General features: G+C 64.6%; 23 protein-coding genes. 12 read left to right on the top strand and 11 right to left on the bottom strand.

The features are described 5' to 3' along the window. Positions 1 to 457 (top strand): hypothetical protein (locus tag QZ378_RS00390; RefSeq protein WP_291256934.1); only part of this gene is annotated, 457 nt, incomplete at its 5' end. Positions 458 to 594: 137 nt separating this feature from the next. Here the strand turns inward: QZ378_RS00390 and QZ378_RS00385 are convergent. Then, a complete protein-coding gene (locus tag QZ378_RS00385; RefSeq protein WP_291256933.1) occupies positions 595 to 1800 on the bottom strand; it encodes an FprA family A-type flavoprotein in 1206 nt (401 codons plus the stop codon). A gap of 185 nt (positions 1801 to 1985) precedes the next feature. Continuing rightward, positions 1986 to 2456, bottom strand: coding sequence for a helix-turn-helix domain-containing protein (locus tag QZ378_RS00380; RefSeq protein ID WP_291256932.1), 471 nt, complete (start codon positions 2454 to 2456; stop codon positions 1986 to 1988). A 378-nt stretch (positions 2457 to 2834) separates the two neighbouring features. Between QZ378_RS00380 and QZ378_RS00375 the strand changes: the two genes are divergently transcribed. From QZ378_RS00375 to QZ378_RS00350, 6 genes are all read left to right on the top strand, one after another. Continuing rightward, entirely contained in the window at positions 2835 to 3185 is a 351-nt protein-coding gene (locus QZ378_RS00375; RefSeq protein WP_291256931.1) for a cupin domain-containing protein, read from the top strand. Between the two features lie 38 nt (positions 3186 to 3223). Continuing rightward, a complete protein-coding gene (locus QZ378_RS00370) occupies positions 3224 to 4018 on the top strand; it encodes an SDR family oxidoreductase (protein WP_087239227.1) in 795 nt (264 codons plus the stop codon). A gap of 22 nt (positions 4019 to 4040) precedes the next feature. Further along, positions 4041 to 4970: a 3-hydroxyacyl-CoA dehydrogenase NAD-binding domain-containing protein gene (locus QZ378_RS00365; RefSeq protein ID WP_291256930.1), complete on the top strand. Its 930-nt coding sequence runs from the start codon at positions 4041 to 4043 to the stop codon at positions 4968 to 4970. 40 nt (positions 4971 to 5010) lie between these two features. Then, positions 5011 to 6027 carry a cyclase family protein gene (locus tag QZ378_RS00360; protein WP_291256929.1) on the top strand — a complete coding sequence of 339 codons (1017 nt, stop codon included), beginning with the start codon at positions 5011 to 5013 and terminating at the stop codon, positions 6025 to 6027. Between the two features lie 86 nt (positions 6028 to 6113). Next, positions 6114 to 6965: a 3-keto-5-aminohexanoate cleavage protein gene (locus tag QZ378_RS00355; RefSeq protein ID WP_366935105.1), complete on the top strand. Its 852-nt coding sequence runs from the start codon at positions 6114 to 6116 to the stop codon at positions 6963 to 6965. A 119-nt stretch (positions 6966 to 7084) separates the two neighbouring features. Continuing rightward, positions 7085 to 8506 carry a sodium:alanine symporter family protein gene (locus QZ378_RS00350; RefSeq protein ID WP_291256928.1) on the top strand — a complete coding sequence of 474 codons (1422 nt, stop codon included), beginning with the start codon at positions 7085 to 7087 and terminating at the stop codon, positions 8504 to 8506. Here QZ378_RS00350 and QZ378_RS00345 read toward each other — a convergent pair. The 5 genes from QZ378_RS00345 to QZ378_RS00325 form a co-directional block, all read right to left on the bottom strand. Then, on the bottom strand, positions 8454 to 9380 hold the full coding sequence (locus QZ378_RS00345; protein ID WP_291256927.1) for a DUF1848 domain-containing protein: 927 nt from the start codon (positions 9378 to 9380) through the stop codon (positions 8454 to 8456). The two genes, QZ378_RS00350 and QZ378_RS00345, sit on opposite strands and share 53 nt — an antisense overlap. Before the next feature lie 65 nt (positions 9381 to 9445). Continuing rightward, positions 9446 to 11239, bottom strand: a complete 1794-nt coding sequence (locus QZ378_RS00340) for a CvpA family protein (protein WP_291256926.1) — start codon at positions 11237 to 11239, stop codon at positions 9446 to 9448. A gap of 74 nt (positions 11240 to 11313) precedes the next feature. After that, a complete protein-coding gene (locus tag QZ378_RS00335; RefSeq protein WP_291256925.1) occupies positions 11314 to 12678 on the bottom strand; it encodes an MATE family efflux transporter in 1365 nt (454 codons plus the stop codon). Between the two features lie 60 nt (positions 12679 to 12738). Then, entirely contained in the window at positions 12739 to 13524 is a 786-nt protein-coding gene (locus tag QZ378_RS00330; RefSeq protein ID WP_191528214.1) for a type III pantothenate kinase, read from the bottom strand. Between the two features lie 18 nt (positions 13525 to 13542). Next, positions 13543 to 14010, bottom strand: coding sequence for a metallophosphoesterase (locus QZ378_RS00325; protein WP_191528213.1), 468 nt, complete (start codon positions 14008 to 14010; stop codon positions 13543 to 13545). Between the two features lie 74 nt (positions 14011 to 14084). On the opposite strand from QZ378_RS00325, the gene QZ378_RS00320 reads away from it, so the two are divergent. The 3 genes from QZ378_RS00320 to QZ378_RS00310 are packed head-to-tail and all read left to right on the top strand — an operon-like array spanning position 14085 to position 15123. After that, positions 14085 to 14366: a hypothetical protein gene (locus tag QZ378_RS00320; protein WP_191379108.1), complete on the top strand. Its 282-nt coding sequence runs from the start codon at positions 14085 to 14087 to the stop codon at positions 14364 to 14366. A 24-nt stretch (positions 14367 to 14390) separates the two neighbouring features. Then, positions 14391 to 14843, top strand: coding sequence for a hypothetical protein (locus QZ378_RS00315; RefSeq protein ID WP_291256924.1), 453 nt, complete (start codon positions 14391 to 14393; stop codon positions 14841 to 14843). After that, on the top strand, positions 14836 to 15123 hold the full coding sequence (locus QZ378_RS00310; protein ID WP_291256923.1) for a hypothetical protein: 288 nt from the start codon (positions 14836 to 14838) through the stop codon (positions 15121 to 15123). The genes QZ378_RS00315 and QZ378_RS00310 overlap by 8 nt, the downstream gene beginning before the upstream one ends. 1 nt (position 15124) lies before the next feature. Here the strand turns inward: QZ378_RS00310 and QZ378_RS00305 are convergent, their stop codons facing one another. The 4 genes from QZ378_RS00305 to trpS all read right to left on the bottom strand — a co-directional run bounded on the left by QZ378_RS00305 (position 15125) and on the right by trpS (position 19442). After that, positions 15125 to 15889 carry a hypothetical protein gene (locus QZ378_RS00305; protein WP_291256922.1) on the bottom strand — a complete coding sequence of 255 codons (765 nt, stop codon included), beginning with the start codon at positions 15887 to 15889 and terminating at the stop codon, positions 15125 to 15127. 239 nt (positions 15890 to 16128) lie between these two features. Further along, positions 16129 to 17277 (bottom strand): non-hydrolyzing UDP-N-acetylglucosamine 2-epimerase, encoded by a 1149-nt coding sequence (gene wecB / locus QZ378_RS00300; RefSeq protein WP_291256921.1) that lies wholly within the window; start codon positions 17275 to 17277, stop codon positions 16129 to 16131. Next, on the bottom strand, positions 17274 to 18386 hold the full coding sequence (locus tag QZ378_RS00295; RefSeq protein WP_291256920.1) for an MraY family glycosyltransferase: 1113 nt from the start codon (positions 18384 to 18386) through the stop codon (positions 17274 to 17276). The genes wecB and QZ378_RS00295 overlap by 4 nt, the downstream gene beginning before the upstream one ends. A gap of 54 nt (positions 18387 to 18440) precedes the next feature. Next, a complete protein-coding gene (trpS, locus tag QZ378_RS00290) occupies positions 18441 to 19442 on the bottom strand; it encodes a tryptophan--tRNA ligase (protein ID WP_191379103.1) in 1002 nt (333 codons plus the stop codon). Between the two features lie 155 nt (positions 19443 to 19597). Between trpS and gltX the strand changes: the two genes are divergently transcribed. Further along, on the top strand, positions 19598 to 21085 hold the full coding sequence (gltX, locus tag QZ378_RS00285; protein ID WP_291256919.1) for a glutamate--tRNA ligase: 1488 nt from the start codon (positions 19598 to 19600) through the stop codon (positions 21083 to 21085). 69 nt (positions 21086 to 21154) lie between these two features. After that, positions 21155 to 22513: a PepSY1/2 domain-containing protein gene (locus QZ378_RS00280; protein WP_291256918.1), complete on the top strand. Its 1359-nt coding sequence runs from the start codon at positions 21155 to 21157 to the stop codon at positions 22511 to 22513. Positions 22514 to 22522: the final 9 nt, after the last annotated feature.

Below are 22522 nucleotides of genomic sequence, written 5' to 3'. Positions count from 1 at the left end.
GGCGGAGGAGCTGGAGTATGTGCTGCTGGATCTGGACGGGGACGGCGGGGCGGAGTTGGTGGTGCAGATGGCGGCACAGCCCGGCCTGTTCAACGCCGTGTTCCACTATGGGGACGAGGAATTGTCCTGCTGGCAGTATGATATCATGGAGACAAGCTGCCGGGACTACCCCCTGCGGGACGGCGCTATGGTGCGGCAGTATGACACGGGCACCGGGCCCAACCGGTATTCCCACCTCTACACGGTATTCCGCTATCTGTCCGGCGGAGAGACCGAGGAGACCGCCAGCCTGACGATCCACGAGGACACGTCGGACGGCGGCGCCGAGACGCTCACCTATCTGGTGGACAATGAGGAGGTGGATCAGGACACCTTTGAGACCCGGTTCGAGGAACTGGTGGAGAGCCGGCTTCTCTCCCGGGAGGACTGGACCCCGGCCGCGGAGCTGCTGGACTGAACGGATGGAAGCGGAGAATATACGGGAAAAAACAGAGCGCGGCCCATCGGTCTTTGACCGATGGGCCGCGTCAGGTTGTTGAAAAGACTTCTTCGACAGGCTGCGCTTATCGGCAGTCTCGCGTTTTATCCGCCCGATCAGCCGTTGAGGGAGGCCAGGATGCTGTCCTTCAGCCGGCCCAGCTGCTCCAGGGAGTCCCCCTTGAGGGTGGACTTCAGGGAGGCCACGGGCTCCAGCACCTGGAAGCCCTTCAGGCCCTCCAGCTCGGCCCGGATCAGCTTGCCGCTGACCGGCGCCCAGGAGCCGTTCTCCACCAGGCCCACGGTGCGGTTCTGGAGCATCAGGGCCTTCATGTCGTGGAGCAGGTTGGCCATGGCGGGATAGATGCCGTTGTTGTAGGTGGGGGCCGCCAGCACCAGGTGGCTGCACCGGAACACCTCGGAGATGAGATAGGAGATGTGGGTGGAGGACACGTCGTACATGGCGATGTTCCTCACGCCGCCCTCGGCCAGGCCGGCGGCCAGGATGTCGGCCGCGTTCTCCGTGTCGCCGTACATGGAGGCGTAGAAGATGGCCACGGCCTTCTCCTCCGGCTCATACCGGCTCCACTTGTCGTACTTGCCCAGCAGGTAGTCCAGGTTCTCCCGCCACACGGGGCCGTGGAGGGGGCAGATCATGGCGATGTCCAGGGCGGAGAGCTTCTTGAGGGCGGCCTGCACCTGGAGGCCGTACTTGCCCACGATGTTGCCGTAGTAGCGGCGGGCGTCGTCCAGCCAGTCCCGGTCGAAGTTCACCTCGTCGCTGAACAGGCTGCCGTTGACGGCGCCGAAGGTGCCGAAGGCGTCGGCGGAGAAGAGGAGCTTCTCGCTGGACTCGTAGGTGACCATCACCTCGGGCCAGTGCACCATGGGGGCCATGTAGAAGTGGAGGGTGTGGCTGCCCAGAGAGAGGGTATCCCCCTCCTTGACGGTGATCATCCGCTCCTCCAGGGGCAGGTCGTAGAACTGCTTCATAAAGGTGAAGGTCTTGGCATTGCCTACGATCTTCATCCCGGGGAAGCGGAGGGCCAGCGCCTCGATGTTGGCGCAGTGGTCGGGCTCCATGTGGTTGACCACCAGGTAGTCCAGCGGGCGGCCGTCCAGGGTGTGGAGCACGTTCTCCAGAAACTGGCGGGAGATGGCGGCGTCCGCCGTGTCCAGCACGGCGGTCTTTTCATCCATAATCACATAGGAGTTGTAGGATACGCCGTGGGGTACGGGGAATAGATTCTCGAACAGGGCCAGCCGGCGGTCGCTGCCGCCCACCCAGGTCACCTGCTCGGTCAGCTTACGGGTGCAGTACATATGTCATTCTCCTTCTAACAGGGCCTGGAACCGGGCCCTGAGCTCTATATGCATAAGGTTTTTTTCCAACATATTATCATAACAGATGGAAAATCCCCCGTCAAGCAGTACCGGGAAGATCTCCGGCATTTTTTTGCACAAAACGAGCGGGCCGCCCCTCCGGCGGCCCGCTCGTCTGTCCTGTATCAGCTCTGCTCCTCCCGCTCTGTCCGGCCGCCGCGCTGACGCTCCAGCCCCGGCCAGAAGTGGTTGGCGTCCATGATGTCCTTCAGGGCATCCACATACTTCTCCGACTTGTGAACCACAAAGGCATCGGCATCGATGGGAATGTCCAGCTCGTCCATCCGGCGTACGCTCCAGATATAGAGAATGTCCAGGGCGGGAATGAGCTTCTCCCCGCTGGGGGTGAGCACATACTCCACCTTGGGGGGAACGGTGTCATAGGAGATGCGGCGGATCAGCCCTGCCTCCACCAGCTCCCGCAGCTGCTGGCTGAAGACCTTCTCCGAGATGGGCAGGAGCTTGAGGGTCTGATTGAAGCGGATACTCCCGGAGACATAAATCTCGTGGAGAATGGTCATCTTCCACTTCCCGCCAATGCAGTGCAGCACGTAGTGATAGGGGTTCATGGGGGTGTCAAAGCTCTCCGTTCGCAAAACACTCGCCTCGCTTACTGCTATTTAATAGGGATCGGATTGTGATAATTTTATCATACTTTCCACTGTCCCACAAGTAATAACCTCTTAGTATGTACAGAATTCCACAATCTTTTTTTGCTTATTTTAGGCAGAAGGTACAGTTCACTCTCCCAAAGTGTCTTACACCAAATAGTTTGCACAATTCCGGCCGTGCCGGTTTATCGGAAGTACACAATTTTCCGCAGAGTTACCGTTTGGTATGTGCAAACTATTTGGTTATCTACTTACTGAATTGTATGTATTGCACAAATTTCCCTTTTTCGTTACACTACGCATTGGAAACGGGGACTGGGAGCCCCCGATGTGAATGTAAATGTAAGAAGGAGCGGATTACAAATGGTCAAGCGTACTGTTGCAGATCTGAAGCCCTATGATGCGGCCGGCCACTTCAAGATGGTGGCCATGCGGATTCACGGCAAGGAGGAGACCGGCGCCCAGAAGTTCTGGATCGGCGTTTCCACCTTCCTGCCCGGCGGCGGCGCCGAGTGGGCCTACGAGGACAACCCGCTTGAGAAGGTCTACTACGTGCTGGAGGGCGAGATGACCGTCACCGACAAGGACGGCAAGAAGTATGTCATCCACAAGGACGAGTCCATCTCCTTCCCCCCCAACGAGGGCCGCGGCCTGATGAACGAGAGCAACCTGCCCGCCCGCATGCTGGTCATCATCAACTACCCCGAGGCCTGAGCCCGACGGGCCACATCATGTAAGGAGGAAGAATCGTCATGGTTCCTGTGAAAAAGGATTTTGTGGAGAATATGTTCTCCGTCAAGGGCAAGGTGGCCCTGGTCACCGGCGCTACCGGCGCGCTGGGCTCCGTGCTGTCCAAGGCTTACGGCTACGCCGGCGCCAAGGTCTTCATGACCGGCCGCAACGAGAAGAAGCTCCAGGCCCTGGAGGAGGAGTTCAAGGCCGAGGGCATTGACTGCGCCTACGCCGTGGCCGACCCCGCCGACGAGGAGCAGGTGGACAAGATGGTGAAGGCCTGCGTCGCCCAGTACGGCGAGGTCAACATCCTGGCCGTCACCCACGGCTACAACAAGCCCCAGAACATCCTGGAGCAGTCCGTGGCCGACTGGCAGTACATCATGGACGCCGACTGCAAGAGCGTCTATGTGGTGTGCAAGTACGTGGCCCAGCAGATGGTGGATCAGGGCAAGGGCGGCAAGATCGTGGTGTGCACCTCCCAGCGCTCCAAGCGCGGCATGGCTGGCTACACCGGCTACTGCACCTCCAAGGGCGGCGCCGATCTGATGGTGTCCTCCATGGCCTGCGACCTGACCGCCAAGTACGGCATCAACGTCAACTCCATCTGCCCCACCGTGTTCCGCAGCGATCTCACCGAGTGGATGTTCGACCCCGAGTCCGCCGTGTACCAGAACTTCCTGAAGCGCGAGCCCATCGGCCGCCTGGCCGAGCCCGACGACTTCGTGGGCTACACCCTGTTCCTGTCCTCTGACGCCTCCAACTTCATCACCGGCGCCAACTGCGACTGCTCCGGCGGCTACCTGACCTGCTGATTCGGGAAGGAAGTCGAACAGCATGAAGAACATCAAAAACATCCTCATCTGCGGCGCGGGCATGATGGGCAAGAACATCGGCTACGTGTTCGCGTCCAACCCCGACTTCCGGGTGGGCATGTACGACCTGTACCCCACCGATGTGGAGGCCGGCATCCGCACCAACACCAAGCAGCTGCTGGACAAGGGCGTCATCACCGAGGAAGAGCTCAGCGACCGCCTGTCCCGCATCTCCTTCACCACCGACATCGACAGCGATCTCGTCAAGAACGCCGATCTGGTGATCGAGGCCGTGTTCGAGGACATGAAGATCAAGCGGGAGACCTTCGCCAAGCTGGAGGCCCGCTGCCGCCCCGACACCATCTTCTGCACCAACTCCTCGGTCATGAGCCCCAGCGAGATCTCCGCCGAGCTCAAGCATCGGGAGCGGTTCGTAGGCACCCACTTCTGGAACCCCGGCCACCTGATCCCCCTGGTGGAGGTGGTCAAGTCCGACGCCTCCTCCGATGAGACGGCCCAGGCCGTCATGGAGGTGCTCCGCTCCGTGGGCAAGAAGCCCGTGCTGTGCAGGAAGGACGTGCCCGGCTTCATCGCCAACCGCATGCAGCACGCCCTGTGGCGGGAGGCCATCTCCATCGTGGAGCACGGCATCGCCGACGCCGCCACCGTGGACGAGGCGGTACGCTACTCCTTCGGCCTGCGGCTGCCCCAGCTGGGCCCCATGGAGAACGCCGACATGGTGGGCACCGACCTGACCTACAACATCCACGATTACATCCTGAAGGATCTGGAGGACTCCCACGAGCCCTCCCCCCTGCTCAGGCAGCTGCGGGACGAGGGCAAGATCGGCTTCAAGACCGGCGAGGGCTTCCAGAAGTGGACCCCCGACCAGGTGGCCCAGTCCAACGCCGAGCTCAACGAGTACCTCATCCGCATGCTCTACGGCAAGTAATCCATTCATCTGATACGTTCTAAAGGAGGAACTGACGATTATGGGCAAGAAAGTTTATGTCGACCTGACCCACCCCTTCAGCGCGGAGATTCCCCGCTGGCCCTACTTTGACAAGCCCGAGATCACCAACGCCCACACCATGGCCAAGGGCGGCGTGCTGACCTCCAAGATCACCTGCACCATGCACACCGGCACCCACTGCGACGCCCCCCGTCACGTGATGGAGTATGAGTTCGACGGCCGCCGCGCCCGCTACACCCACGAGATGCCCATCGACGCCTACACCGGCGAGGCCGTGGTGCTGAAGCTGGACGTGGAGCCCTGGACTCTGATCACCGACAAGCACCTGGACGAGGCCTGCAAGAAGTGCGGCGTCAACCCCGACGATCTGAAGGGCAAGGTGCTGTGCCTGAACACCGGCATGCACCGCCTGTTCGATGACTCCAAGGCCTACTACCACTACTCCATCGGCACCGGCATCGACGCCGGCAAGTGGTTCGTCAAGCACGGCGTCAAGTGCGTGGCCATGGACTCCCAGGCCCTGGATCACCCCCTGCACACCGCCATGGGCAACAACGGCATGACCCGCATGAACCTGCTGGGCGCCACCGGCAAGCCCATCACCGAGGAGTACAAGGAGCTCTTCGGCGAGGAGGCCTATGCCGAGTTCGACAAGTTCGAGTACATCCGCATCCACGGCCAGGCCGCCTATGACGAAAAGTTCGGCGAGCTGGAGGATCTGGGCGTCTGGGGCACCTGGGAGCCCTGCCACAAGGAGATGCTGGGCCACGGCATCGTGGGCGTTGAGAACCTGGGCGGCGATCTGGACAAGATCAAGCCGGGCAAGGTCTTCAACTTCTTCTGCTTCCCCCTGCGCTGGTACATGGGCGACGGCGCCATGTCCCGCTGCGTGGCCCTGATCGACGAGGACGAGATCGACAAGAGCGTGCCCGACCGCACCTACAAGTACGGCGGCACCGGCTACGCCGACGAGTCCGGCCACGGCGACAGCGGCCTGGAGTACATGCGCAAGCTGTTCAACCGCAACAAGAAGTAATCCGCACCTTCTATACCGCGCAGAGCGGCGGGCGCCATGCTCGCCGCTCTGCGTGGCGTTACATCATCGGAAAGGATCTGAATTCCATGAGCGATTTGAAGAATAAGACCATCATCACCGTGGCCACCACCGGCGCCTGGCCCACCAAGGCCAACAACCCCAACGTGCCCATGACTCCCGAGGAGATCGCCGAGGACGTGTACGCCTGCTGGAAGGCCGGCGCCGCCGTGGCCCACCTGCACATGCGGGACGACGAGGGCAAGGGCACCATGGACAAGGAGAAGTTCCGCAAGACTGTGGAGCTGCTCCGCGCCAACCACCCCGACTGCGACATCATCCTGAACATGACCACCTCCGGCGATCTCAACGCCACCGAGGAGACCCGCCAGATCCACCTGAAGGAGCTGCGCCCCGAGATGGGCTCCTACGACTGCGGCTCCATGAACTGGCTGCACACCTCCCTGTTCCTCAATCCCCCCTCCTTCCTGGAGGAGCTGGGCAAGAACATGCAGGAGTGGGGCGTCAAGCCGGAGATCGAGGCCTTTGACCCCGGCATGATTGCCAACGCCGCCTACTACCTGAAGAAGGGCGTGCTGAAGGCCCCCCTGCACTTCCAGTTCTGCATGGGCTGCGCCAACGGCATCCCCGGCTCCATGAAGAACCTGATTTTCATGAAGGAGACCATGGAGTCCCTGTGCCCCGGCTCCACCTGGAGCTGCTTCGGCGTGGGCCACTCCGCCATGGAGATGCTGTACGGCGCCGTGGCCCTGGGCGGCCACATCCGCGTGGGCATGGAGGACAACGTCATGTACTCCAAGGGCGTGCTGGCCGAGAGCAACGTCCAGTTCGTGGAGCGCGCCCGCCGCGTCATCGAGGAGTACGGCAAGCAGGTCGCCACCCCCGACGAGGCCCGCCAGATCCTCAGCCTGAACAAGTAATCTGCTCCCTCCTGAGCGAACCCCCGGAGTCCGACGGACTCCGGGGGTTTTGCATGCCATCCTGCGGCAGGCATGTTCCGCACCCCGCCGGCATAGACAATAGGACAGGAGGTGGGGGCATGGCGTGGGCGGAACGGCTGGGCAACTTCATCTGGAACCCCTGGCTGCTGGGGCTCTTTCTGCTGTGCGGGCTGTACTTCTCGGTGCGCACCGGCTTCTTCCAGGTTTTCCGGGCTCCCCTGTGGCTGAAAACCACCCTGGGCTCCCTGCTCCGGCGGGAGAAGCGGCGGGAGGGGGAGGGCCTCACCCGGCTCCAGGCCCTGTCCACCGCCCTGGCCGCCACCATCGGCACCGGCTCCATCGCCGGGGTAGCCACCGCCATCTTCTACGGCGGGCCGGGGGCGGTGTTCTGGATGTGGGTGTCCGCCTTTTTGGGCATGATGACCGGCTGCCTGGAGAAAACCCTGACGGTGCGCTACCGGGAAAAAGACCCCGCCGGGGGCTGGCGGGGCGGGCCCATGTGCTACATGGAGAAGGGGCTGGGCAGCCGGGGTCTGGCCTGCCTGTTCGCCCTGTGCTGCGTGTGCGCCAACCTGGGGGGCGGCAACGTGGTGCAGGCCAACTCCATCGCCGCCGCCCTGGAGGCCTCCTTCGGCTGGAACCGGCTGGCGGTGGGTATCGTGACGGCGGCGGTCACCGGGATTGTAATTCTGGGGGGCATCGGCCGCATCGGGAAGGTCAGCGAGAAGCTGGTGCCCTGCATGGCCCTGCTGTTCCTGGGGGGCGGCATTGTGGTGCTCATCGCCCACCGCTCTGCCCTGCCCGCCGCCCTGGAGCGGATCTTCACCGCCGCCCTCACCCCCAAAGCCGCCCTGGGGGGCGGCATGGGCTACGGCATGGCGGCGGCCATGCGCTACGGCGTGGCCCGGGGTGTGTTCACCAACGAGGCGGGCATGGGCACCTCCGCCATCGCCCACGCCGCCTCCAACACTAGAGACCCCGCCGAGCAGGGGATGTGGGGCATTTTCGAGGTGTTCATCGCCACCATCTGCGTCTGCTCCGTCACCGCCCTGGTGATCCTCACCTCCGGGGTCTATCAGGAGGGGGCCGCCCTGGCCGCCATCCAGGCGGGCACGGTGACCCGGGCCATGACCGGGGCCCCCCTGTCCGCCGCCGCCTTCTCCACGGTGTACGGCCCCTTTGGCGGGGCCTTTGTGTCGGTGTGCCTGCTGCTGTTCGCCTTCACCTCCCTGCTGGGCACCAGCTACTACGGGGAGCGGGGGCTCCAGTATCTCACCGGCTCCGACCGCTGGAAGCTCCCCTTCCGGGCGGCCTTCCTGGCCGCCATCGTGATGGGCAGCGTGGGGGACGTGGCGGTGGTGTGGCAGCTGGCCGACATCTTCAACGGCCTGATGGCCCTGCCCAACCTGTGCGCCCTGCTGGCCCTGTCGCCGGAGGCTTTGTCCCTGCTGAAAAGCTGGACGGAGGCTAAAACAGGCGCAGCTGGGAGGCCCGGGCGGAGACGCAATCAGCGTCGATGATCTCGTCCTCCGGGCCGGGACGGCCCACCAGCAGAGGGCTGTCCGGGGCGTGCCTGGCCCAACCGGCGGCGGTGCGGCCTGGGGAGCGGTTGGCGTAGCAGTAGCGACAGCCGGTGGGGCAGGTGTCGTAGGCGCCGATGTCCACGCTTTGGCAGCAGCCGCAGCCCGGCCGCTGGCCCTTGTCCGGCTTCAGCTCCAGGGGACAGCCGCACACCCGCTCCAGCCGTGCCCGATCGATGCAGGCGGCCCGGCCGATACCGTAGCGGGTATAGTCCCCTGCCTCACAGCACATGACGGCGGAGAGGCCGAACGCCCCGGCCGTCTCCCCGAAATACGCCGCCAGCTCCGCCGCCTCCCGGTGATCCGGGGCCCGCAGGCCGTCCATGGGCCGGCCGGGGTAGGAATCCAGAAAGCTGAGGGTCACCTGATCGGTGTACGGCGACAGCCGCTCACAGAGTGCGCGGAACCGTTCCCGGTGCCAGTCCATGTTGATGGCGCCGGTCAGCAGAACCGGGTCATACCGCCACAGCACTCGCTCCCGGCCCAGGCGGCGGCCCAGGGCCTGAAAGGCCGCCAGAATCTCCCCCTTGTCCTCCAGGCCGGGCTCGATGTCGGCGCCGTAGGGGGTGAGGGTGAACTGGAACAGGCTGCGGTAGCCCATCGCCTCGATCTCGTCCAGATGGGGCAGCAGGGGCCGGGGATCCTTGGTCCAGAACACGACGGCATCCACCCCCTCCGGGGTGAGGGCGTACCGGCGCAGCCGGTGGGGGCGGTAGGGCTCCCCCACCAGCACCTCCCCGGCCCGCAGGCGGTTCATCAGCCACGGGGCGTACCAGCGGGGGATATCCGTGCGGCGGGATGCGGATAGAATCATGGCAAATTCCCCTCCCAGGTGAAAAACAGGCGGACAGCGACGCTGTCCGCCTGTGCGGGTTTCCCCTATGCGGCCGCCTCCGGGACGGTCTCCGTGTCGGTCTGGGTGTCTGCGGGTTCGGTCTCCTGGCCGGTGACCGGCGGCGCGGGCTCCACCTCCGTGGGGGCGGACTCCTCCGCCCGCTGGTAGGAGGTGATCGCACCGCCGCCCAGGATGTCGGAGCTACTCCCCTCGTCGGGCACGTCATGCTCGATGGTGACGGAGTCGCCCGCGTCCAGGATCACCGCCGCGGGGCTCTGCGCCGCGGAGACGGAGTAGAACACGTCCTCCCCCTCCAGTCGGAAGAAGTAGTAGGTGTTCCCCTCCAGCACGGCGGAGCGGATCTCGGCGATCACGCCGCTGGCCTCGGTCTGGGGCAGCTCCTCGGTGGTGGTGACGCCGCTCTCAGACAGGAGCTTGATATACTCCTGCTCGCACTGGCTGACGGTGCCGCCGGTGGCCACAATCTGGTACTGGGCCACATTGACCATGGCGTAGCTCTTCACCAGGTTGGTGTTGTCCTTCAGGGGGATGAAGTAGGTGGGCTCCCCGGCGATGTTGAGCAGCAGGGGAAATGTGCCCTCATAGCCCAAATCCTGCACCTCGCCCTCGGCGGAGGCCTTGGCGGCGTACTCCGTGGCGCCGGGGGCGTCGTAGAACTTGGTCTCCTTGGTGCGCTGGTTGGACAGCAGGAAGCCCAGGTTGGACTGGTCGGCGTTGGCGGAGGTGACGCCGGTGTACACATACACGTCGTCGTTGAGGGCAATGTAGTTGTACCCCTGGGTGGTGACGGTCACGTCCCGCTGGCCAAAGATGGAATTGATGAAGCCGTTGACATAGGTGCCGTGGTAGTCGTACTGCTGCATGATCAGCTCCGGGGTGAACACGTTGTCCACCCAGGTGGGGATTTCGGAGAGCTCACAATAGGTGCTCTCACCGGTGATGGCGTCGCACAGCACCGCGCCGGCGATGTCGGTGCCACCGAACAGACCGATGGTCTTGACCACCCGGGGGGCGATCCAGTAGGGATGGCCCTCCTCGTCGATCTCAAACTGGGGGGTGCCGAACATAAAGGTGGGGTACTGGAAGCGCAGATGGCGGACGATGTTGCGGTTGAGGGGCTCGGAGAAGGAGTACTTCATGCCCTCACTGAGGCGCACCACCTGGGCCTCCTGGGTCACCATGTCCACCACCACGTAGGCGGGCAGGCCGCTGCCCCGGTTGGTGAACCACTTGATCAGATCGGCATAGGCGATGGGTGCCACCCGGACGGGCCGGCCCTGGTAGTTGATCTGGGTGGAGTCGTTGGAGTACTCAAACTGGCTGACCATGTCGCTGAGTGTGCCCATCTGGCGGTCGCCCAGGTACTCGGCGGAGGAGCGATCCAGTGTGGGGATCTCATCGAAGGAGATCTGGCTGATATCCTCGGTGAACTTCCCGTTCTCCACGGTGAGGAGATCCCGGTAGGCCGCCGCCCGGAAGATGGGGGCGGACAGGATGGCGCCCACCAGGGCCACGGCGATCAGGGCCAGAAACAGGATGCCCACGGGGAGGCACTGCTGCTTGATGAAGCGCAGGTAGTCCTTCACCCCGCCGCCGCTGGTGGCCACGTTCATGCCGGAGGTGACCAGGGCACACAGGACATACACCACGCAGAGGATACCCACGAAGGTGTAGAAGTCACTGGACTGGAGGTTGATGGGCGGCAGGGCCACATAGAAATAGACCAGGCCCACCACGGCGGTGATGAGCAGGCTGACCAGGATCTTGCCCAGCCGGCTCTTGGGGCCCTTTCCGTGTTTCGTCGGTTTTTGTTCCATAGCTTTGCTTCTCCTTTGCGTCGGTGGGGCGTGTTGAAGGTAGTATACCCTAAATTCCGGAATATGGCAAGGGGCTACCGCCCCACCACGGCCTTGCCCCGCCACCTGCCCCGCAGGTATGCGGCGGCGCTGATAGCCAGACCCACGGCCCAGCCGATGGGATAGGCCCAGTACAGCTCCTCCGGGCCGAGGAAATGGGCCAGCAGATAGGCCGCCGGCACCCGCACCACCCACAGGGAGAGGATGGAGGACACCATGGGCACCGTGGTGGCCCCGGCGCCCCGGAGGACGGCGTTGAAGATGAACATCATGGCCAGGATGAACATCATGGTCAGCACCCGGAGCAGATAGGCCTCTCCGGCGGCCACCACATCCGGCTCGGTGTTGAAGAGCATGAGCAGGGGCCGGCGCAGGGGGATCACCACCGCGGTGATGGCGATGCACACCAGCGTGCCCAGGGCCAGGGCCCGGCGGGCCCCCTTCTGCACCCGATCCAGCCGCTCCGCGCCGATGTTCTGCCCCACATAGGTGGTGGTGGCGGTGGAGAAGGACTGGATGGGCATGAAGGCAAAGGTGTCGATCTTGTTGGCCGCCCCGAAGCCGGCGGCAAAGGAGTTGCCGAAGCCGTTGATCAGGGCCTGCATGATCAGGATGCCCACGGAGAACTGGCACTCCTGGATGGCGGAGGGGATGCCCAGGCGCACCACCTGGCGCAGCAGCCGGTGATCCAGCTTCATCTGGAAGAACCGGATGTGGATGAAGGGGTACTTCCGGTTGATGAAGAAGATGCCGAACACCCAGGAGCTGAACTGGGCGATGATGGTGGCCAGGGCCACGCCGAACACGTCCCAGTGGAAGGCCAGCACGAACAGGAGATCCAGCGCCACGTTGATGCCGCAGGCCACCGCCAGGAAGATCAGGGGGGTCTTGCTGTCCCCCAGGCCCTGGAGGATGCCCGCGTTCAGGTTGTAGCCCAGGGAGCCGATGATGCCGCCCAGCACCACCATGCAGTAGATCCGGGCCTGGTCATAGGCCTCCGCCGGCACCCGGATCAGGGTGAGCAGCGGGCCGCTGACCACCACCCCCAGCACCGTCAGCGGCACAATCACCGCCAGCAGGGCGCTGTAGATGGTATCCACCGTGCGGCCCGCCGTCTCCCGGTCTCCGGCGCCGATGTACTGGGCGATCATGATGGTGGCGCCCATGGAGAAGCCGATGAACAGGGAGGACAGCAGGTAGATGATGGGGAAGCCGGTGCTCACCGCGGTAAGGGCGGAGGAGCCCACAAACTGCCCCACCACCACCGAGTCCACCATGTTGTACAGCTGCTGAAAAATATTCCCCACCAGCAGGGGCAGGGAAAAGAGCAGGATCCGCCGGGTCGGGGAGCCGTGGGTCATGTCCATGGCCCCGCGGCTCTGCCTTTCGATGTCGCTCATACACCCTCCAAACCTTCCGTCTCAGTATGCCGGCCCCCTGTCCGGGACAGGGGCCGCGCCTTACCGGTTTTCCGTACTCCGGGCCCGCTCGTAGATGATGCGCAGGCCGTCCAGCACCAGCTGGGGGTCGATCACGTCGATGAGGTTGGTGTTCTCCGCCACCATGCGGGACAATCCGCCGGTGGCCACCACCTTGACCTCCGGATCCCCCATTTCCTCCCTGGCCTTTCGGATGAGGTACTCAATGGCGCCGATGTAGCCCAGCACCGCCCCGGCCTGGATCTGTCCCACGGCCGTGAGGCCCAGGACGGTGTCCGGCTTCACCAGCTCCACCCGGGGCAGCAGGGCGGTCTTCTGGAACAGGCCGTCGATGGACACCCGCACCCCGGCGGTGATGCAGCCGCCCAGGTAGACCCCCTCCCGGCTCACCGCGTCCAGGGTGGTGGCGGTGCCGAAGTCCAGGACGATGACGGGGGCGCCGTACTTGGCGATGGCGGCGATGTCCGCCGCCGCCCGGTCGGGGCCCAGCCGCTCGTCGCTGTCACACTCCACATAGGGCAGGCCGGGATCCAGATCCTCGTCCAGCACCAGGGGGCGCTTTCCCACATAGGTGCGGATGGCCCGGCTCAGGGTGTGCATCACCTGGGGCGCCACCGAGCCGATCACCACGTCCTCCACCTGCCCCAGCTCCAGCCCGAAGCGCTGGAAATACTGGCACAGCCAGAGGCCCAGCTCGTCGCTGGTGCGGTTGGCGTCGGTCATGAGGCGGAAGCTGCCGATCAGCTCCGCCCCCCGGTAGAGTCCGAACTCCATATTGGTATTGCCCACGTCGATGACTAACAGCACGGCGTTTCTCCCCTTTTCTCAGATGTTTGACAGATAGCACACCGCCCCATCCCCCTCCAGGACGGCCACGGCGTAGGTGGGCCGGGCGATACTCCCGGCGGCGCCGGGGTTGACGATCCACAGCCCGTTTTCAAACTCGCACAGGGCCTCATGGGTGTGGCCGAAGCACAGCAGCCGGGCCCCCGCCTCCCGGGCTGCCCGTACAGCCAGGGAGATGCCGGATTTCACATGGTAGGTGTGTCCGTGGGTCATGAAAATTTTGACCCCCTCCAGGGTGAACACCCGCTCCTCCGGCAGATCGGGCCGGCGGCCGTCGCAGTTGCCCGGCACATAGGTGACGGGCAGGTCGGGGAACCGGCGGGCCAGCTCCTCCGCGTCCCGGGCCAGATCCCCCATGTGAAGCACCCGGTCGGGCCGCTCCAGGCGCACCGCGTCCGCCATGTTTGCCACGTTGCCGTGGGAGTCGGAAAAAAGAAGCAGCTTCACGCTATCACCTTTCCCGGGAACGCACATAGAATGGAGCGAACCCTTCTATCAATCATGGAGATGGAGCTGATGGTATGACAGACATCCCGTCCAATCTGGATGAACTCAAGCGGGATCCCAAGGCGGCCGCCCTGCTGAAAAACCGGGAGCTGCTCCAGAGCCTGCTCTCCTCCCCGGATACCCGGCGGCTCATGGAGCTGCTGGGCCGGAACGGCGGGGCGGAGCTGAAAACCGCCGCCGCCAGGGGGGATACCAAGACCCTGGCCGGCATGGTGCGCCAGGTGATGGACACCCGGGAGGGGGCCGCCCTGGTGGAAAAGCTGGGGCGGGCGGTGCCGCCGGGCGGCAAGAAGTAACGTTCGGGAGAGGGGGCGGAGGCCATGGCCGAATTTGAGGATAAACTCCAGGCGATCCTCGGGGATCCCGAGGCCATGGGGCAGATCGCCTCCCTGGCCCAGGCCCTGTCCGGAGGACAGGGCGGGGAGGCCGCGCCGGCGGACGGCGCGGCGGCGAAGCAGCCGGAGAGCGGGGCGCCCCCCTCCGGAGAGGATGCCGCCCCCGATCTCTCCACCCTGCTGGGGGCCCTGAGCGGCGGGGACAGCCCCCTGGCCGGGCTGGATCCCCAGCTGCTTCAGACCGGGCTGCGGCTGTACGCCGAGTACTCCGCCGGCGACGACCGGAAGGCCGCCCTGCTCTCCGCCCTCAGGCCCTTCGTCAAGCCGGAGCGGTACGCCAGGCTGGATCAGGCAGTCCGGATCGCCAGGCTGGCCCGGGTGATCCGGGTGGCCTTCCGGCTCTTCCGGGACAGTGGAAAGGAGGACGCCGATGTATAACCGCTACATTCCCAACGGGGCCTCCTACACCCGCATTCCGGAGGAGGACGCGCCCCCCGTCCGCACGCCGCCGGAGCCGGAGCGCCCCGCCGAGGCGGAGAAGGTCGCGGAGCACAAAGCCGCCGGCGGCCTGTCCGGGCTGCTCAAGAGGCTCAAACTGGAGGGGCTGGACACCGGCGACGTGCTCCTGCTGCTGATTCTGCTGTTCCTCTTTCTGGAGGGGGACGACATGGAGCTGGTGATCACCCTGGGGCTGCTCCTGCTGCTGGGCCTGGAGTGAGTCACTCCCCCGCGGTGTGGAGCACCGTGCCGTCGGGCAGCGCAAAGGCCGTGCCCGCCGGGGCGGGCCGCTCCATGGTGTAGGCCGTCATGCGGTAGGTCAGCGTGCCGTCCAGGGTGGTCTCGGCACTCACCAGCAGGCCGCTGTCCACCGCCACCCAGTATGTCTCCACATAGCCCAGCGCGTCGGGCGCGGTCTGCGTCCAGACACAGGCCAGGCCCCCCCGCTCCTCATAGCCGGCGGCGGCGATGTCCGCCGTGTCCAGGGAGAGAACGTCCTCATAGGTGGGGATGCGCTGGCCCTCCAGATCCGCCGAGCGCTCATCCGCCGGGCCGGTGACCGGGGTGCGGTCGCCGTCGTACCAGAGCCAGAACTGCCCCTCCCCCACAATGGTGTGGCGGATGGCACCGTCGGCCATGGCGGACTCGGTCATGGTCCAGCCGCCGTCCACCCATACCCGGGCGGTGGTGCTGCTCTGCTCCCCATCACCCCAGAAGTCCTCGATGGTGACCTCCCGGAAGTAGCTCTCCGGCCGGGTGAGGGTCTGCCCGATCACGGTCTGTACCGTCTCCGGTGTCACATCCACCCGCACCAGGCCGCTGCCCGTGCCAGGCTCAAGCCCCGGGGAGGCCGAAGCCGCCGGGGTGGGCAGGACAATCTTGGCCGTGTCCGGCACAAAGAGACGCAGGCCAAAGCTGGCCAGTATGGCCACCACAATGACCGCGGCAATGAGCACCACCATCAGATTGCGCTTTTTCCGCTCCAAGGACGGACACCTCCTCCCGCATCCATGGACGGCGCGTCAGGGATGCCGCGCCCTACGCCTGAAATTCATCGGGCTTCTCCGCCCGCAGGCCGAACTTCCATTCTATCGCGTCGCCCCACGGGATACTTCCATCCCGTGGGAACCCCATTTTATTTTATCTGCGCGGGCAAATGAATTGCCTGCGCATCAAGGTTTTGCCTGCGGCAAAACGCTTGGATCGCCTCCGCCATCGAGCCGGTTTATGCCTGAAACTCGTCGGGCTTATCCGCCCGCAGGCCGAACTTCCACTCTATCGCGTCGGCGATGCGGCGGCAGGCCTGGCCGTCGCCGTAGGGGTTCACCGCATGGGCCATGGCGTGGTAGGCCCTCTCATCGTGCAACAGTTCCGACGCCAGGGAGAAGATCTCCTCCTCCTCCGTGCCCGCCAGGCGCACCGTACCGGCCCTGACAGCCTCGGGCCGCTCGGTCTCCCGCCGGAGGACAAGCACCGGCCGCCCCAGGGCGGGGGCCTCCTCCTGAAGCCCGCCGGAGTCGGTCATCACCAGATAGGCACGGGCCATGAGGTTGTGCATCTCGTCGGCGGACAGGGGGTCGATGAGGTGGATGCGGGGGTGGCCGGACAGGTACTTCCCCGCCGCCTCCCGCACCACCGGGGACAGGTGGACGGGGTAGACCAGCTCCACGTCGGGGAAGGCGTCGGCAATTCGGCGCAGGGCGGTCATGATGTTGGCCATAGGCTGGCCGTAGTTTTCCCGCCGGTGGCAGGTCACCAGGATAATCCGTTTCCCCGTGTAGTCCAGGCCGTTGAGGGCCTGGGTGGAAAACGAATAGTCCGTCCGCACCGTGGTTTTCAGGGCGTCGATGACGGTGTTGCCCGTGACGAACACCCCGTCGGTGATGCCCTCCCGGGCCAGGTTCTCCCGGTTGGCGGGGGTGGGACAGAAATGGAGATCGGCGATGTCTCCCACCAGCTTGCGGTTCATCTCCTCCGGGAAGGGGGAGTATTTGTCCCAGGTGCGCAGTCCGGCCTCCACATGGCCCACCGGGATCTGGCGATAGAAGGCCGCCAGGGCCCCGGCAAAGGTGGTGGAGGTGTCCCCGTGAACCAGCACCAGGTCTGGCTTTGCCTCCTCCAGCGTCCCCTCCATGCCCAGCAGGCACTTGGTGGTGATGGTGGACAGGGTCTGACGGGGCTCCATAATGTTGAGATCGTAGTCAGGCTTCAGGCGGAAAATCTCCAGCACTGCGTCCAGCATCTCCCGGTGCTGGGCGGTGACACAGCAGATGGGCTGGATGCCCTGACGGCTCTGAAGCTCCAGCACCAGGGGAGCCATTTTGATGGCCTCCGGCCGGGTGCCGAAGATGGTCATAACACGGATGGGCTTCACGGCTCCTCCCCCTCCTTCTTTCCGTTCTCCGTGCCGTCCTCCGGCCTGCTCTTTTTATCCCTTCCGTTTCCTCCCATGAAAATCAGGGCAGAGATGGCCCCGGCAAAGCACAGGGCCAGCAGCAGCAGCATGGCCTTCACCGGCCCGCTGGTGGTGAGCACCACGGCGGACAGGCCCAGGATGGCGCTGACCACATAGAGCACCGCCACCGCCTGCTTCTGGTTGAAGCCCATGTCGATGAGGCGGTGGTGCACATGGCTGCGGTCGGCATGCATGGGGCTCTGCCCGTGGGCGATGCGGCGGATGAAGGCGAAGCAGGTGTCGAAGATGGGCAGGCCCAGCATGAGGAAGGGCACTGCAAAGGAGATGATGGTGTAAAACTTGAACAGGCCCTGAATGGACACCACCGCCAGGATGTACCCCAGAAAGGTGGAACCCGTGTCCCCCATGAAGATCTTGGCCGGGTTCATGTTGTAGGGCAGAAAGCCCAGACAGCCGCCGGCCAGGGCGGCCATGAGGATAGCCACATTGGGCTCGCTGGCCACCAGGGCGATGACCAGCAGAGTCATGGAGCTGATGGTGGATACGCCGCAGGCCAGACCGTCCAGGCCGTCAATGAGATTGACGGCGTTGGTGATGGCCACAATCCAGATGATTGTCACGGGAATCTTCAGCCATCCCAGCTCCCAGTAGAGATCGGCGGAAAACACATTGGGGTTGGAGACGGCCTCAATCACATTACCGGAGAGCACCGCCACCAGAGCGGCGACGATCTGTACCACAAACTTGAACATGGCCCGCAGAGAGTAAATATCATCAAAGATGCCCAGCACCACGATGATGACCGCCCCCAGCAGCATGCCCCGCATCTGGGGGTTCAGCTCCAGAAACAGCAGCACACTGAGCAGGAAGCCCAGGAAGATGGCCAGGCCGCCCATGCGGGGGATGGGGTGGTCGTGCATGCGGCGGCCGTCCTTGGGCACGTCCACCGCCTTGACCTTGATAGCCAGATTTTTCACCACTGGGGTAGACACCAGAGCCACCACCAGAGCCACCACCAGAGCGGCGGCCACCATACCGATAAGGGGGAGATCCAGATTTCTTGGCATTGGAATTTGCTCCTTACTCTGTCTTGAACGCGCTGTCCGCGCTCCCGGCTGCGCTCACCGCTCCAGGAAACCGACCTTTTTATAGACCTTGCGCAGGGTCCTGCCGGCGATGGCAGAGGCCTTCTCCGCACCGGCACGGTAGAGCTGCTGCAGCTGTGCTTTGTCGGCCAGCAGTTCCTCAGTCCGTTCCCGGATAGGACGGAACAGCTCCACCACAGCCTCCCCCACGGCAGGCTTGAAGGCACCGTAGCCCTTACCCTCAAATTCCGCCTCGATGGCCTCGTAGCTCTTGCCGGTGACAGCGGCATAGATGTCAATCAGCGTGGCCACGCCGGGCTTGTTGGCCCGGTCATAGCGAACGCACCGCTCGGTGTCGCTGTCGGTAATAGCCCGCTTGAACTTGCGCATGATCTCATCGGGCTTGTCCATCAGGTAGACGCAGCCCTCAGGAATGGACTTGCTCATCTTGGAGTCGGGCTGATTCAGGCTCATCACACGGGCACCTACCTTGGGGATATAGGCGTCAGGCAGGGTGAACACGTCGCCGTAATTGTAGTTGAACCGGGTGGCAATATCCCTGCAGATTTCCACATGCTGCTTCTGATCCTCCCCCACGGGCACCAGGTCAGCCTGGTAGAGCAGAATGTCCCCGGCCATGAGAACCGGATAAGTGAACAGGCCCGCATTCACATTATCGGCATGCTTGGCGGACTTGTCCTTGAACTGGGTCATGCGGGAGAGCTCCCCGAACATGGTGAAGCAGTTGAGCACCCAGGCGATCTCGGCGTGCTGGGTCACATGAGACTGGACAAACAGGGTGGATCGCTCCGGATCGACGCCGCAGGCGAGGAGCTGGGCAAACAGCTCCAGCGTCTTGCGGCGCAGTTCTGCGGGGTCTTGGCGCACGGTGATGGCATGCTCGTCCACCACACAGTAGATGCAGTCATACTCGTCCTGAAGCTGAACCCAGTTCCGCACGGCGCCCAGATAGTTGCCCAGGTGAATTTTGCCGCTGGGCTGAATGCCGCTGAAAATTCTTTTGCGATTCTCTTCCATAGAAAACACCCCTTGGAAATCCGTTAGCCGGCGATTTGGGCATAACATCCCATATTGTGTTATCATATCATATTCAATTGCCCTTGACAATCCTCAAGAGAAAAAATAGAATAGGGAAGAATGAATGGAATCACCAAAAAAAAGGAGTTTTTTCCATGGATCTGAACTGGTTTGAGGAACTGGAGCGCCGCATCCCCAAGGGCGGCGTGCGCACCCGCTTCGCCCCCTCCCCCACCGGCTACATGCACGTGGGCAACCTGCGCACCGCCCTGTACACCTGGCTCATCGCCCGGCACAGCGGCGGCACCTTCATCCTTCGCATCGAGGACACCGATCAGGGCCGCCTGGTGGAGGGTGCCACCGAGGTGATCTACAACACCCTGCGCAAGTGCGGCCTGACCTGGGACGAGGGTCCCGATATCGGCGGCCCGGTGGGCCCCTATGTCCAGACCGAGCGGCGGGGCCTGTACGCCAACTTCGCCAGGCTGCTGGTGGAGAAGGGCCACGCCTACTACTGCTTCTGCGGCAAGAGCGAGAGCGAGGAGGACAGCGGCGAGTTTGACCGCGCCGACGACCCCTGCCGCGCCCTCTCCCCCGAAGAGGCCCAGGCCCGGGTGGACGCCGGGGAGCCCTATGTGATCCGGCAGAAGATCCCCCACGGGGGCCAGACCACCTTCTCCGACGCGGTGTTCGGCGACATCACCGTGGACAACGACACCCTGGACGACCAGGTGCTGCTGAAGTCCGACGGCCTGCCCACCTACAACTTCGCCAACGTGATCGACGACCACCTCATGGGCATCACCCACGTGGTGCGGGGCAGCGAGTACCTGTCCTCCGCCCCCAAGTACAACCTGCTCTATCAGGCCTTCGGCTGGGACGTGCCCACCTATATCCACTGCTCCCCCGTCATGCGGGACCAGCACAACAAGATGTCCAAGCGCAAGGGCGACCCCTCCTACGAGGATCTGCTGGCCATGGGCTACCTGTCCGAGGCGGTGGTGAACTACGTCACCCTGCTGGGCTGGTCCCCCCGGGGCGAGTACGCCGAGCGGGAGTTCTTCACCCTGGCCGAGCTGTCCGAGATCTTCGACATCGGCGGCATCTCCAAGTCCCCCGCCATCTTCGACATCGAGAAGCTGACCTACTTCAACGCCCACTATATCCGGGAGATGAGCCCCCAGGACTTCCACGCCGTTGCCCTGCCCTATATCAAGCAGGCGGTGACTAACCCCGCCTACTCCACGGAGGAGATCGCCGGGCTGCTCCAGGCCCGGTGCGAGAAGCTCACCGACATCCCGGAGAAGCTGGACTTCTTCGACGCCCTGCCCGAGTACGGGGTGGATCTGTTCACCAACAAGAAGTCCAAGACCAACCCGGAGGTGTCCCAGAAGATGCTGGAGGCCGCCATCCCCGCCCTGGAGGGCCTGGCGGACTGGACGACGGACGCTATCCACGACACCCTCATCGGCCTGGCCGAGTCCCTGGAGGTCAAGAACGCCACCCTTATGTGGCCGGTGCGCATCGCCGCGGCGGGCAAGGCAGTCACCCCCGGCGGCGCGGTGGAGATCTGCCACATCCTGGGCCGCAACGAGTGCCTGCGCCGCCTGAACCTGGGCCTGGACAAGCTGAAAGAGCACTAAACCGGCAACTTTTTCCCGCATAAAACGCTCCCTTTTCCGCAAACTTAACGGAAAAGGGGGCGTTTTTGTATGGAGAAGCGGAAAATGCAGGTGCTGGCGGTCAGCTTTACGGCGGCGGCCTTCGCGGTGAGCGTGGGGTTCGGGGTGCAGGGTTACGTCCGGGCGGAGGACTACCGGCGGCAGCTGGACAACGGCTACCGGCAGGCTTTCACCGAGCTGACCGCCGCCGCCGGGGAGCTGGACGCGGCCCTGGAGAAGGTGACCTACGCCACCACCCCCGCCCTGTTTGCCACCCTGTGCGCCCAGGCCTACGCCACGGCCCAGGCGGCCCAGTCCGCCCTGGGGGAGCTGCCCTACGGCAACGTGGAGCTGGAGCAGACCGCCGCCTTCTTCGCCAAGGCGGGGGACTACGCCATGGCCATGGCCCGGGGTACCAACGGAGAGGGCGTGTGTACCGACGAGAACCGGGAGACCCTGCGGGGCCTGGCGGCGGCGGCCGGGGAGCTGTCCGCCACCCTCCAGGCGCTCCAGCTCCAGCTGGACGGCGGGGCCCTCCATCCGGAGGACGTGGCCGCCGTGGAGGCCCGGCTGGCCGCCGCGGCGGAGGACGGGGGGCAGATCACCGGCGGCTCCGCCTTCCAGACGGTGGAGGCCGACTTCCCCCAGGTGCCCACCCTGATCTACGACGGCCCCTTCTCCGAGCACCTGTCCAGCCGCACCCCCCAGATGCTGGAGGGCCTGCCCCAGGTGACGGAGGAGGAGGCCCGCCGGGCGGCGGCCTTCGCAGGGCTGCGGGCAGAGGTGTTCACCCCCACCTCCGACGGGGCGGGGAACCTGCCCGCCTGGGGCTTCTCCGCCCTGGCGGACGGCGGGGAGCTGTACGTGGAGATCACCAAGCAGGGGGGCCAGGTACTCCAGATGCTCTCCTCCCGGCCGGTGGGGGAGGCCGCTCTCTCCCGGAAGGAGGGGGTGGAACAGGCCGCCGCCTTTCTGGACGCCCACGGGTATCAGGACATGGCCCCCAGCTACTTTCTGGAGGGGGACGGCATCCTCACCGTCCACTTCGCCCCCGTCCTGGACGGGGTGTACTGCTACCCGGATCTGGTGAAGGTGGGGGTGGCCCTGGACAACGGGGATGTGGTGAGCTTTGAGGCCCACGGCTACCTGATGAACCACGGGGCCCGGGAGCCGGCCGCCCCCGCCGTGTCGGCGGACGAGGCGGCGGAGCGGGTGGACCCCTCCCTCACCGTCCTCTCCCGCCAGCTGGCCCTGATCCCCACCGGCGGCGAGTACGAGGTGCTCTGCCACGAGTTCAAGTGCCAGAACGCCGACGGCGGCCACGTGCTGGTCTACGTCAACGCCGCCACCGGCCAGCAGGAGCGGATCCTCCTGCTGCTGGAGGACGAAAACGGCACCCTGGTAATCTGAAACAGGCAG

The sequence above is a fragment of the Flavonifractor sp. genome (assembly GCF_019422385.1).
Classification (GTDB): Bacteria; Bacillota; Clostridia; order Oscillospirales; family Oscillospiraceae; genus Flavonifractor; species Flavonifractor avistercoris.
Note: the sequence above shows the minus strand (reverse complement) of the source record. Positions and strands in the feature narration are given on the sequence as shown.